This is a genomic window from Synechococcus sp. UW179A, from assembly GCF_900473965.1.
GTDB lineage: Bacteria > Cyanobacteriota > Cyanobacteriia > PCC-6307 > Cyanobiaceae > Synechococcus_C.
Map to the genome: position 1 here is coordinate 222,243 of NZ_UCNJ01000012.1, position 12,061 is coordinate 234,303.

Sequence of the window (12,061 nt, forward strand, 5' to 3'; positions counted from 1 at the left end):
AACGCCCATCCCAGTACGCGCCATCAGGGACCCAGAAAAATCCGGTAGGCGGGATTGGATGTCTCTTCCCAGCTTGGATAGCCCAGATCCCTCAGGACGGCATGCCATGACTCGAGATCGTTGGGGCTGACCAGCACCCCTACAACGATCCGCCCCACATCGGCACCATGGTTGCGATAGTGAAAGATGCTGATACTCCAGTTTGAGTGGAGCGCATTGACAAACCGCATTAGCGCACCAGGTCGTTCCGGGAACTCAAAGCGGTAAAGCAGTTCTTGAGTTGGCTCCGCTGACTTCTGGGGTAAACGCCCCCCCACCATGTGTCGCAGATGGACCTTGGCCAATTCGTCGTCACTGAGATCCAGGCATTCGTACCCATTGCTGCTCAGCAAGGCCAGGAGACCGCTCCGGTCCTGGAAATCCCTTACCTGCACACCCATAAAAATGTGGGCCTGATCACCGGCGCCCATCCGATAACTGAATTCAGTGAGGCTGCGCTTTTGCAGGAGCTCCGAAAGTTTGCGCAAGCTGCCGGGCTGTTCCGGAATCTGCACGGCGAACATGGCCTCGCGTTCCTCACCGAGCTCAGCCCGTTCTGCAACAAAGCGCAGACGGTTGAAATTCATATTGGCGCCGCAGGCAATTGCCACAAGCTGCTTGTTTTTAAATTGCCGTTTTGAAACATCAGCTTTCAGACCTGCAACAGCCAAAGCTCCAGCCGGTTCCAGAATCGATCTGGTGTCTTCAAAGACATCTTTAATTGCTGCACAGATCTCATCGGTGCTCACCGTGACGATGGCATCCACGTACTTCTGAGCCAGTCGGAAGGTGTGTTCTCCCACCTCACGAACAGCTACTCCATCCGCAAACAACCCCACTTGCGGCAGCCGGATTCTTTCTCCGGCCTCCAGAGACAAGGTCATTGCGGCGGCGTCATGAGGTTCGACGCCTATTACTTCGATATCAGGCCAGAGGCTCTTGACGTAAGCGGCCACCCCTCCGATCAGCCCGCCCCCGCCGATGGCTACATAAATCGCGTCTGGGCGTTGTTGGCTTTGGCGCAGGATTTCCATCCCAACAGTTCCCTGACCAGCGATCACCTCTGGATCATCAAAAGGATGGATGAAACAGAGACCATCCTGTTCGCTGCGTCTTTTTGCCTCCGCATAGGCCTCGTCGTAGGTCTCTCCGTGAAGGATCACCTCTCCACCAAGTTGGCGAACCGCCTCCACCTTCACGCTGGGGGTGGTGATGGGCATGACGATCACCGCTCTGCATTGCAGATGGGACGCGCTTAGAGCAACGCCCTGGGCATGGTTGCCTGCGCTCGAAGTGATCACACCGCGTGAGCGTTCATCGTCCGACAATTGAGCCATGCGGTTGTAAGCACCGCGCAGCTTGAAGGAAAAGACCGGTTGTAGATCCTCACGTTTGAGCCAAACACGATTGTTCAGACGCCGGCTGAGATTGGTCGCTGTCTCGAGCGGGCTCTCGCGGGCAACGTCGTAAACCCTCGCGCGCAGGATCCTTTGCAGGTAATCATCCATCGAATCAGTCTGACAACCAGAGGCTTTCACGGGCAGCAGGCACGCCTCGTAGATTGACTCAATCTGCCGGGAGGCTCATGCACCTGAGCGATCTATCGCATCCCAATCAGCTGCATGGTCTATCAGTGGCCGAGCTTGAAGATGTTGCGGCCCAAATCAGACAGCGTCATCTGGAAGTTGTCTCCAACAGCGGTGGTCACCTCGGTCCTGGCCTTGGGGTTGTTGAGCTCACTCTTGCCCTCTATCAAACCCTGGATTTGGATCGTGACCGGGTGGTCTGGGACGTTGGTCACCAGGCCTATCCACACAAGCTGATCACTGGTCGCTACTCCGATTTCGATTCGCTCAGACAGAAGGGCGGAGTGGCGGGATATCTCAAGCGCTCTGAAAGCACTTTCGATCATTTTGGTGCTGGTCATGCCAGTACCTCCATTTCAGCTGCACTGGGAATGGCCATGGCCCGGGACCGGCTTGGCCAGGATCACAAATGCGTTGCAGTCATAGGCGACGGAGCACTCACCGGTGGAATGGCCCTTGAGGCCATCAACCATGCGGGTCATATGCCCAACACACCCCTTTTGGTGGTGCTCAACGACAACGACATGTCCATTTCCCCGCCCGTCGGGGCTCTCTCAAGTCATCTGAATCGGATGAGGCTTAGCCCTCCAATGCAGTTTCTCTCAGGAAGCGTTGAAGAAAGCATGCGTCATCTGCCGTTTATGGGTGGTGATCTCCCTGCTGAACTCAACCGACTCAAGGGCAGCATGCGCCGTCTGGCGGTGCCCAAGCTCGGTGCTGTCTTCGAAGAACTTGGCTTCACCTATATGGGGCCTGTGGATGGTCACGACATTGCAGAGATGATGAGAACGTTCCAGGAAGCTCACCGCGTTGGTGGTCCAGTTCTGGTGCATGTGCTCACTACCAAAGGCAAGGGCTACCCCTATGCGGAGGCCGATCAGGTGGGTTATCACGCCCAGTCGGCTTTTGACCTCAATACCGGTAAGGCCCGACCGAGCAAAACCCCCAAACCTCCCAGCTACAGCAAGGTTTTCGGACAGACCCTGGTCAAAATCTGCGAGCAGAACCCTCGTGTTGTCGGAATTACAGCAGCCATGGCCACCGGCACGGGTCTGGACTTGCTGCAGAAAGCTTTGCCCGATCAATACATCGACGTGGGCATTGCTGAACAACATGCGGTGACCCTGGCTGCTGGCATGGCATCCGATGGTCTTCGGCCTGTTGTGGCCATCTACAGCACTTTCCTGCAAAGGGCTTTTGACCAGTTGATTCACGATGTGGGGATTCAGAAACTACCGGTCACATTCGTGTTGGACCGTGCTGGGGTCGTCGGTGCCGATGGCCCGACCCACCAGGGTCAGTACGACATCAGCTACATGCGCGCCATCCCCAACTTCACTGTGATGGCTCCGAAGGATGAGGCTGAACTCCAACGCATGCTGGTCAGTTCCCTCAAGCACGATGGACCGTGTGCAATCCGGATTCCGAGGGGCCCCGGTGAAGGTGTTCCTCTGATGGAAGAGGGGTGGGAGCCGCTACCGATCGGTTGTGGCGAAGTCCTCCGCTCGGGGGATGATCTGGTGATCGTGGCCTATGGAGCCATGAATGCCAAAGCGATGGCGACAGCTGAAATCCTTGCCTCTCAGGGGATTCAAGCCACGGTCGTCAATGCTCGATTCCTCAGACCTCTCGACACAGAATTACTGCACCCACTGGCCAAGCGCATCGGTCGACTGGTCACCATGGAGGAAGGATCACTGGAAGGCGGCTTTGGTTCCGCGGTGATTGAGTCCCTTCAGGAATCTGAACTCCATCTGCCTGTCATGAGGCTGGGAATTCCAGATGTTCTGGTGGACCATGCCACGCCACAGCAGAGTTTCGAAACGCTTGGCCTGCTGCCTGATCAGATGGCTGAGAGAATCCGAGAACGCTTCAACTTGATCACCACCCAGATTCAGAACAGCTCAGAAACTGGCGTTGAAATCCCATCAGTTCGAAGCTGAAAGCACAAAAAAGGGTGGCCATGCCACCCCGAGATTCCAATCATTCAGTTCAGGGTCTTTTTAAAGAACCCCTCTGGTCGCCAGGCCGAGGATGGCGCCCATTCCAATCACATGACCAAGGCTTGTTGTAGCCAGCAGTGAAGCGTGGCTCATTCCACCGAAAAATGCTGGATTGGGCAACTGGGCCCCCTCGTTCGGAAATTTGATCGCAGCTTTGCCGATCACAATGGCGATGACGTTGCAAACAATCATCACGAGCCCCACCTTTGGAGACCAGGTAACCGTGGCTGGAGCAATGGCCAGAAGTGGAGCGAGCATGAAGAACAGAGGCAACGATTTATCTTCCAGCCTTTAGGCACTCACGTACAACTCTTGTAAAAGTTGTTCATCGGAGTGCTTTTTGATACCCGATCAATCCTGCGACGATCACGGCATTGCTGAGGGTCAGGAAAGCTTCAGCCCCACCATGCAGGGCATCAATAGCCACCAGTTCCGATCCGAATTTCAGCTCGGCAATCAGAGCTGCTCCAATCGTGATTCCGACAAACAACAGTGTGAGTTGAAAACCACGACGGCTCAGAGTGGGAAGTAACCGCCGTTGACCCAGGTAATAGAGAAAGATCAGATATGGAAAGAGGGAGAGCGCAAACAATGGTGATGGATCGAAGTCAGGCATCAGATCTGATCCTCCACGTTCGTTGGCCCTTTGATTGACCATGCGGCCCAGGCCAGCATGGCGTTGCCGATCAGGGTGAATGATGCTTGGAACGTGACCAGCCAGCGCAATTCTTCAGCGTTGTCGTAGAGATGCCATGTGCATGCTGCCATTGCACTGATCAGCGCTGGAAGCATCGCCCAGGCGATTCGCCGCGTAGTGGTGTTCTGACCATCAGGTTTGTATTGATGAATCAGCACGATGGCCATCAGCCATTCAGCTACTGAGGCCCAATGAATCCACCATGTCCCCAGCGATAGCGCGTGCATGTCAGTTCAATGGAGTCGTTCACCGTAACGGTTGAACACTTGGATAATGGTCAGATCAACTGTTGATTGCTGGTGAAGGCGTTTCGCAGTGGGCGGAAGTTGAGCATCCTGCTCTGTGGTTATTACGGCGAGCACAATCTCGGTGACGATGCTCTGCTTCAAGTGCTGGTTTCGCAAATTCCTTCCGATTGGGAACTTGTGGTGACAGCTAGGGACGCAGACGCTGTTCATGCCTTGGTTCCCGGGGTGTCGACAGTGAATCGTCGCTCACTATCGGAAACCATTCAGGCCCTGAACCATGTTGATGCTCTCGTTCTTGGCGGAGGCAGTTTGCTTCAGGACGGAACCAGTTTTAAAAGCCTTCTTTACTATCTCGTTCTTCTCTGGATTGCCCGTTTCAAGCGGATTTCAATTCTGCTCTGGGGTCAAGGACTAGGCCCACTGCATCGTCGACTCAGCCAAATCCTGGTGAAGCACACTCTCTCTGGCGTGAGCGCTGTGTCTTGGCGTGATCCAGGCTCGATGGGGCTTGCAAAGCGCTGGGGACTCAATGTTCCGATGGTGATGGGCCCTGATCCAGTCTGGCGTCATCCCTCGCCAGCTTGGACGGGAGGCGACAGGCTGATCCTCTGCTGGAGACCCACTCGTCTGTTGGACAGCAAGGGCTGGAGCGCTCTTCTTGAGGCGGTGGATCGTTTGAGTTCCAGTGGATGTTCTGAGGTGATCTGGCTGGCCTTCCACGCAGACCAGGATGCGTCGCTGTGGAATGAACTTCATAGTCGTGATCTGATTCCTGAGGGATTGTTTCTCCGTTCCGTTCAGATGCAGGCAGAAACTCTTGAACAGGTCCAGCCCTTGTTCAGTGAAGCTTCACTGGTCATCGCCATGCGTCTGCATGCTTTGATTCTTGCCGCAACGGCAGGTTGTCCGACCGCGGCGCTCAGCTATGACCCGAAGGTGAAGGCAGCAGCGCAACTAGCCGCTTTGCCATGGGTGGATCTGAACAATCAGCTCAACTCCGAGCAGTTGATCCATCAATGGCAGTTAGCAATGACGGCTGAGCGAGATGGTTCGCAAATCGAACAATTGAAGCGTGATGCACAGCTTCACCAGATCATGCTTGTTGAGGAACTCGGAAAACTATCGGCTTAAACGAAGACCTGTTTCAACGTTGAAGAGGATTTCGTCTTCAGCCCGCCATGTCAATCTGATTTGTTCTGGGATGGTCTGTTCTGGAGGTGCCATCATTCGAATCAGTCCTTGTTGCGTTTCTAGGAACAGCAACTGGGAATTCCCCAGCCATTCTCTCGATTGGAGCTTGCCGGATAATCCTGAATCAGAAAAACGAATGGATTCTGGTCTCACGGCGCGAACATGATCTGAATCATCTTTCAGACAATTGATTTGCGGTCTACCGATGAATCGAGCAACAAAAAGACTGTAAGGGTTGTGATAAAGATTGTATGGCGTGTCAATCTGTTCTATTTTTCCTTCATGAAGTACAGCGATTCGTTGTGCCATCGCCATGGCTTCATGTTGGTCATGAGTCACATAGATGGTTGGTTTCCTTTGTTCCAAAACAAGCCTTCGAAGTTCTGGACGTATATCTTCTCTCAATTGTGCATCCAGATTACTCATCGGTTCATCCAGAAGATAAACCTCAGGCTCTCTGATCAGTGCCCGGGCTAAAGCAACTCTTTGACGCTGACCACCTGATAGCTCAGCAGGGCGGTTGCCGGCTCGATTCCAAAGTTGAACCAGATCGAGAATCTGTCTGATCTTTGATGTTCTATCGCGCTTTGATATGCCACGTATTCGCAAACCGAGTTCGAGGTTTTCAAACACAGTCAGATGGGGAAGTAGTGCATAGCTTTGAAACACCATGCCAACACTTCGCTCTGCAGGTGTCAGGCTTGTGATGTCACGACCACTGATGTGAATGGATCCGGCGCTAACAGGATCAAGTCCTGCAATTAAGCGCAATGTTGTGCTTTTGCCGCAACCACTTGGACCAACGAGAGCGAGACATTCATTGTCTGCGACATTCATGGTCAAACTTTCAACAATCCATTGCTTGTTGATGTTGCGTCCGACTTGTCTGAGTTCAAGTGTCATCCCTTAACAGCTCCGGTGGTTAAGCCCGAAACAATCGGTTTCTGGAAAACCATTACCAATAGGATGAGAGGAATTGATCCAATAACTGTAGCTGCTGCGTAAGGACCGTAGGGAACGGAATGAATCGACGAGCCTGCGATTCTTGCCATTGCAACAGGAAGTGTCAACTTATTTGAGTCGCTGATCCACGTGAGAGCAATTGGGTATTCATTCCATGAGAATAGAAAAACAAGAATCGATGTGCTTGCAATGGCTGGAGAAATGAGTGGAAGCAAGATCCAACGAAATCGTTGTAGAACGCTTAACCCTTCAACTCTTGCAGCATCTTCGAGTTCTGGAGGAAGATCAGAAAATGCATTCGTAAGTAAGAGAACTGCCAGAGGTTGCGATAGTGCTGCGTAGGGAATTGCAAGTGCAATCAGACTATTTCCAAGTTGTAGATACCGGGCGATTTCCAGCAAAGCCAGAAAGAGCAGTACATAGGGAAATAGTGCGCAACCAATTAGCAGACATTTGATGATCAGCGCACTTCGTTGTCCAAGCTTGCTGAGGCTGTAACTTGCAGGTATTGCTAATAACAGTGTTAGGGCTGTAGAGATGGCTCCTGCGAATAAACTATTGAAGAGATAGCGAATGAAAGGAGGATTGCTTTGTAGAACACTTTGATAATGAGCGAGTGTCCAACGCTGTTCCAGTGGAGCAAACGGTGTGACTAGTGCTTGATCAGTGCAGAACGAGGTGTAGAGCTGCCAGGCCAAGGGGCTGAGGGACCAGATCAATAGAGCGATAATCACGAATCGTGCTGCTTTCATTTTGCAAAGGCTCCTGTGGATCGGTTTCTCACCGCAGTGATCACGAGCCACGCAATGACAATCAGTGAACTGAGAATTGCGAAGCTGCCAATCATGATGGTGGCGCTGTATCCAAAATCGAGAAACCGCAGAGCATTCCAATAGGCATAGAGAGCAATGCTTTCCGTACTGCTGGCCGGACCTCCTCCAGTCATCACCTGTACAAGATCAAAGACTCCGAAGGCTTGAGCAAGACGGAACATCAATGCAAGACCCAGGTAGGGAAGCAGAAGAGGAATCGTGATGCGCCGCAGGCAAATCCAGGGACCTGCTCCCTCCAGCTTTGCGGCTTCGTAGAGATCAGTAGGAATGGTCTGCAGGCCAGCAAGCAGAATCAGCGCCACAAATGGGGTTGTTTTCCAGATATCGGCGTAGACGGTGGTGATCCATGCAATGGATGGTTCACCCAGAGCATTGAGTGAACGACCCAATCCCGATTGCAGCAGACGGTCGATGGGTCCGTAGGGAGTGTTGAAGATCCATCTCCAGCCAAGAGCCATCACTGTTGTGGGTAGGGCCCATGGAATTAATGAGGATGATCTGATCAGTGCTCGCTTTCGTAACGGCTGATTGAGGATCAAGGCAATGACCAAGCCAAGCACAACTTCAGCCGTCACCGAGACAAAGGCAAAGCGAAGGGTCTGCAGCAGGTCCTGCCAGAAACGGGCGTCCTGCATGAACCGTTGCCAGTTGGCGCCTTGATTCGGGATGGCCACCAGGCCAGTCATCACCGAATCTGCATGAAAGCTGAGCCAGACGTAGCGAAACAGCGGCAATGCAAACACCGCAATCAAAAAGATTAGGGACGGAATCAGAAGGATCAGCAATGGCATTAGGGAGCTGCTCCTGATGCTTCAAGCACCTGACTTGTGGACCGCTCTGCTTGTTGCATCCCTACTGGAGGGGCTGTCATTCCTGTGAGTGTGGCGCTTAGTTTTCTCTGTAAAACATCACTGATCTGTGCATAGAGAGGAGTCTCTGGTCTCGATCGGGCATACTGCAATGCTTCACCGATGGATTGCAATGAAGGATTTTTCTTCAGCAGGTTTTGATCATTGAAGATCGCTCTTTGAGTTGGTGTATATCCGTATTTGGTATACAAATAATGTTGAGATTCCTCACTCGTTAGAAATTTAAAAGCCTCAATAGTTGATTCAGGATTTGCGGATCCCTTTAAAAGACTCAATCCCCAGCTTCCCAGGGTTGAAGCAGGTTGATGACCCGTTTGTGCCACCATCGTTGTAATTCCTACTTTATTTCTGACCGGACTGTCTTTCTTTTGTAATTCAGCCCAGGCATAGGGCCAATTGCGCATAAAGGCTGCCTGGCCAGATTTGAAGCTCTGCAAGGCCTCAGGCTCAGCAAAGTTGGTGACGGCTCGTGGACTGATTCCTTGTTTAATCAGGTCATCAAGCCATTGCGCAGCGGCGACTCCTGGTGGTTGATCCAGGCCAATCTTTCCGGTTTCTGGTGCAAACCATTCACCACCGAAACCGTCAATAATTTCAAGAAAAACACAACTTAACCCTTCATATTGCCTGCCTTGCCACACATAGCCGTAGGGGATCTTTCCGCTAGACTGTAGTGACTTACTGATGCTCTCTAGGTCCTCCGGTGTCTGAGGGGGCTGATCCATCAGATCGGTGCGCCAATAGAGAAGGCCGATGTCAGCAGTCAGCGGCCAACGCAGCAGTGATCCCTGGTAATGGTTTCCTTCACTGGCACCTGTAGCAAGAGCGTTCACCTCATCGTTGGTGAAATAGCTGTCAAGGGATTCGAGCCAGCCCGCTTTTGCATATTTCGGCACCCACGTTACGTCCATTAGCAGTCCGTCAAAGGGCGTGTCCCCCAATAAAAGACTGCTGATTGCTAAGTCTGAAATTGCCTCGGTTTCCAAAGGACCCCGGATCACATTGAGATGAATACGGCCCTGGTGTTGTTGATTAAAGCTTTTGACCAGTTCAGCAGTTGAATCAGCAAATGGAGCCGGCATCAGAATGGAGACGTGATCTGGTTGCTTTGCAACAACAGAAATTCCCAATAGAACGCTGGCAATCGCGATGATGGAGACCATCAACAGCCTGAACGATCGCTGCCTAATCCAGAGCATCGTTTTACTCCTGGGTTTCGAGTGCACCCATTTGTTCAGCAGCCCAGTCCGAAACTGTGAAGGCCTCAACAGCGGAGCTCATTTTCTCCATCCTTTCCATTTGCTCTGAAGTGGGCATATCAATAGCGGTGTCAATCGCAGTGTCCATTTGTTTGTGCGAATAAGGATTAGTAAGAACTGCACCATCAAGAATCACTGAAGCCCCTGTGAATTCAGAAAGTACGAGAACTCCAGCCTGTCCCTTTCTGGCAGCTGCATATTCTTTGGCGACCAGATTAAGACCATCACGCAGTGGGGTGATCCAGCAGATATCTGCTTGCGCAAACCACGCCACCATTTCCTCATAGGGAATTCTGCGTGTTGAGAATCGAATTGGAACCCAGTCAATTTTGCTGAAACGTCCGTTAATTCGACCAGCTGTTTCTTCGATCAGTCGCTGCGTATCTTCATAGATCCGCATTCCCGAAGCGGCGGCGACACAGGCCAGCATTAGGACAACTTTCCCGTGAAGGTCAGACCGACGTTCAAGAAGTCGCTCAAAGGCTAACAACAACTCTTCGTTCCCTTTCGTGTAATCGACTCTGCTTGCTGAAAGGATGAGCTTTCTGCCTTTTTTTGTGTCTTCGTCAATTCGTTCCGATAAATGCTGAACATGCGAATCTTTCGTGAGTGCTTGAATAACATCTGGAGATGTTCCTACTGGAGATGATAAAAGTCTTACTTTTCGTCCTCGATAGTTCAGCCAAGGTGTTTCAGACGGCTCTGTTAATGCTGAGCCGCAGCCAAGAAATCGAAGAGGAACACTTTGTTTTTCTCCTTTTTCAACGCCTAAAAGACAATTCGCGGCCCTTGCGAAATTCTCTGTGTAGCGTGGAATATGAAAGCCAACGACGTCACAACTGAGTAAGCTTTCCAAGATTTGCTTCCGCCATGGAAGAATTGAAAAAACATCACTACTGGGGAATGGTGTGTGATGGAAAAAAGCAATTTTAAGGTCTGAACGTTTGCTGCGAATGTATCCAGGAACAAGCCAAAGATTGTAGTCATGGACCCAAACCGTAGCGCCGGGAGCTGCCTCTGAGCAGGCTGCATCGGCAAATCGTTGATTAACTTCTTCGAAAATACTCCAATCTGTATTGTTGACATCAAAGTAGTTTGGGAAGGTGTGTAAGATTGGCCAGAAAGATTCTTTTGAAGTGACGTGGTAAAAGCTTGAAATCTGTTCCTGTTCTAACGGTATTCTTCTCAATGTGAATGAAGCTGGTTCATCCATCGCGATTCTTTCATCTTCGGCATTGCTTAGGTCATTGACCTGGCGCCAAGCAATCCAGGTGCCGTTGTCTCGGTCTCTAAATAAGTTTCTAAGAGTAGGAATAATGCCATTCGGACTTTTCTGGTCACGCCAGATTCTTTCACCTGCTTCGTCTTTTGCTTCATCAAATGGTGTCCGATGATAAAGAATAATGAAATTGCTGCTGCCTATGTTCAAATCCATTTGGATGAACTCCCATATGATTTTGGTTTAACTCCACGATTCAGCTCATCAGTGTTTCTGTTAAGCAATGGAATTACTCTGTTCAGACACCAAAGTATTTAGCACGTCCTGTGCATGGCCAACCGGTCTGACGCCAGTCCAGCGTGCACGTAAAACACCTTCGGGATCGATCAAAAACGTATGTCGAAGTGAGTAGGGTGCCATCCACGACCCGTACTGACGACTCACCTTGCCTTCAGGGTCGGACAACAAGGTGAAGTCAAGTCCTTCGCTGCTGCAAAATGATTCGTGATCATCAACGCTGTCGGCTGATACAGCTGCGATGTCGCAGAGATGAGCGTTGAATTCTTTTAGGGATTCTTGGAAGCCGTGAGCTTCAATTGTGCAACCGGACGTGAAATCTCTTGGGTAAAAATAAAGAACCAGCCAGCGGCCAGACCAGTTTTCCAGACTCCAATTTTGTGACGGACCTCCACCCAGGGTGCCTGGGAGAACGAAATTGGGTGCTTGATCACCAATTTCTGGAAGCTTGCCGCCTAGTGCCCGTGCCTTGGACGGTTTCCAGAACAGAGCTACTGCCCCAGTCACTGTGATGCCGAGAAAGTCTCGACGCTTCAGTTCAAACTGGGGCATGTTGGTAACGATTCAGACTTTGGCCAGGTCGATGCCAAGAGACTTGGCATAGGCACCCAGGCCTTTCTTCTGGATGGTCTTTAGGGCACGGGTCGTGATCCGAAGATTCACCCAGCGGTTTCCCTCGGCCCACCAGAGTCGGCGCTGCTGCAAATTGGCCTGCTGCAGCTTTTTGGTTCTGATATGGGAGTGGCTCACTGCCATTCCGTTGTTGGCACGCGTACCAGTGAGCTGACACACCCGGGACATGATGACGATCCTTTGTTTCTGTGACCAATGGCCAAGCAGCCAATTTAGCAAACTGA

Annotated in this window: 13 protein-coding genes; 2 read left to right on the forward strand and 11 right to left on the reverse strand. The window is 51.5% G+C overall.

The window, feature by feature from the left end; genetic code table 11:
- Window positions 1-23: 23 nt before the first annotated feature.
- Window positions 24-1,547, reverse strand: a complete 1,524-nt coding sequence (ilvA, locus tag DXY31_RS05655) for a threonine ammonia-lyase, biosynthetic (protein ID WP_114992823.1) — start codon at window positions 1,545-1,547, stop codon at window positions 24-26.
- A gap of 77 nt (window positions 1,548-1,624) precedes the next feature.
- Between ilvA and dxs the strand changes: the two genes are divergently transcribed.
- The gene (gene dxs / locus DXY31_RS05660; protein WP_114992824.1) at window positions 1,625-3,568 is read left to right on the forward strand and encodes a 1-deoxy-D-xylulose-5-phosphate synthase; all 1,944 of its coding nucleotides are present in this window, start codon (window positions 1,625-1,627) and stop codon (window positions 3,566-3,568) included.
- A 60-nt stretch (window positions 3,569-3,628) separates the two neighbouring features.
- Here the strand turns inward: dxs and psaK are convergent, their stop codons facing one another.
- From psaK to DXY31_RS05675, 3 genes are all read right to left on the reverse strand, one after another.
- Window positions 3,629-3,886: a photosystem I reaction center subunit PsaK gene (gene psaK / locus DXY31_RS05665; protein WP_114993091.1), complete on the reverse strand. Its 258-nt coding sequence runs from the start codon at window positions 3,884-3,886 to the stop codon at window positions 3,629-3,631.
- 67 nt (window positions 3,887-3,953) lie between these two features.
- Window positions 3,954-4,244, reverse strand: a complete 291-nt coding sequence (locus DXY31_RS05670) for a DUF3593 domain-containing protein (RefSeq protein WP_170953575.1) — start codon at window positions 4,242-4,244, stop codon at window positions 3,954-3,956.
- Window positions 4,244-4,552, reverse strand: a complete 309-nt coding sequence (locus tag DXY31_RS05675; RefSeq protein WP_114992825.1) for a DUF2499 domain-containing protein — start codon at window positions 4,550-4,552, stop codon at window positions 4,244-4,246. The genes DXY31_RS05670 and DXY31_RS05675 overlap by 1 nt, the downstream gene beginning before the upstream one ends.
- A gap of 99 nt (window positions 4,553-4,651) precedes the next feature.
- Here DXY31_RS05675 and csaB point away from each other — a divergent pair, with 99 nt between their 5' ends.
- Window positions 4,652-5,704 carry a polysaccharide pyruvyl transferase CsaB gene (csaB, locus tag DXY31_RS05680; protein ID WP_244279564.1) on the forward strand — a complete coding sequence of 351 codons (1,053 nt, stop codon included), beginning with the start codon at window positions 4,652-4,654 and terminating at the stop codon, window positions 5,702-5,704.
- Here the strand turns inward: csaB and DXY31_RS05685 are convergent.
- From DXY31_RS05685 to rpmB, 7 genes are read right to left on the reverse strand one after another with little or no spacing between them, the layout of a single operon-like run.
- Window positions 5,693-6,667, reverse strand: a complete 975-nt coding sequence (locus DXY31_RS05685) for an ABC transporter ATP-binding protein (RefSeq protein ID WP_114992827.1) — start codon at window positions 6,665-6,667, stop codon at window positions 5,693-5,695. The two genes, csaB and DXY31_RS05685, sit on opposite strands and share 12 nt — an antisense overlap.
- Window positions 6,664-7,479 carry a carbohydrate ABC transporter permease gene (locus DXY31_RS05690; RefSeq protein WP_114992828.1) on the reverse strand — a complete coding sequence of 272 codons (816 nt, stop codon included), beginning with the start codon at window positions 7,477-7,479 and terminating at the stop codon, window positions 6,664-6,666. Before DXY31_RS05690 ends, DXY31_RS05685 begins: the two co-directional genes overlap by 4 nt.
- Window positions 7,476-8,351, reverse strand: a complete 876-nt coding sequence (locus DXY31_RS05695; protein WP_114992829.1) for a carbohydrate ABC transporter permease — start codon at window positions 8,349-8,351, stop codon at window positions 7,476-7,478. Before DXY31_RS05695 ends, DXY31_RS05690 begins: the two co-directional genes overlap by 4 nt.
- A complete protein-coding gene (locus tag DXY31_RS05700) occupies window positions 8,351-9,628 on the reverse strand; it encodes an ABC transporter substrate-binding protein (RefSeq protein WP_170953576.1) in 1,278 nt (425 codons plus the stop codon). The genes DXY31_RS05695 and DXY31_RS05700 overlap by 1 nt, the downstream gene beginning before the upstream one ends.
- Before the next feature lie 4 nt (window positions 9,629-9,632).
- Window positions 9,633-11,123, reverse strand: a complete 1,491-nt coding sequence (ggpS, locus tag DXY31_RS05705; protein ID WP_114992830.1) for a glucosylglycerol-phosphate synthase — start codon at window positions 11,121-11,123, stop codon at window positions 9,633-9,635.
- Between the two features lie 60 nt (window positions 11,124-11,183).
- A complete protein-coding gene (locus DXY31_RS05710; protein WP_371639204.1) occupies window positions 11,184-11,741 on the reverse strand; it encodes a peroxiredoxin in 558 nt (185 codons plus the stop codon).
- Window positions 11,742-11,768: 27 nt separating this feature from the next.
- Entirely contained in the window at window positions 11,769-12,005 is a 237-nt protein-coding gene (rpmB, locus tag DXY31_RS05715; protein ID WP_066907589.1) for a 50S ribosomal protein L28, read from the reverse strand.
- Window positions 12,006-12,061 lie beyond the last annotated feature (56 nt).